General features: G+C 46.5%; 1 rRNA gene. It reads left to right on the top strand.

The annotated features are described in order from the left end of the window. The first annotated feature begins 164 nt into the window (after positions 1-164). A 5S ribosomal RNA gene (gene rrf, locus M3197_RS17260) occupies positions 165-280 on the top strand. Positions 281-286: the final 6 nt, after the last annotated feature.

Genomic DNA, 286 nt, shown 5'->3' with positions numbered 1-286 from the left:
AAGATGATGAGGTGGATAGGTCTGGTGTGGAAGCATGGCGACATGTGGAGCTGACAGATACTAATCGATCGAGGACTTTCCCAAATTATAGTTAGAGAATCACAAGATTGTTTTGAGTTTCAATGTTGGTTTTATCCAGTTTTGAGCGAATAAGCTCACATTTGTCTGGTAATGATGGCGAAGAGGTCACACCCGTTCCCATACCGAACACGGAAGTTAAGTTCTTCAGCGCCGATGGTAGTAGGGGGCTTCCCCCTGTGAGAGTAGGACGTTGCCGGGCAATTTG

The organism is Sporosarcina aquimarina (genome assembly GCF_023715615.1).
Lineage (GTDB): Bacteria > Bacillota > Bacilli > Bacillales_A > Planococcaceae > Sporosarcina > Sporosarcina aquimarina_A.
The sequence above is the reverse complement of the archived record's forward strand: the minus strand, read 5'-3'. Positions and strand labels throughout refer to the sequence as shown.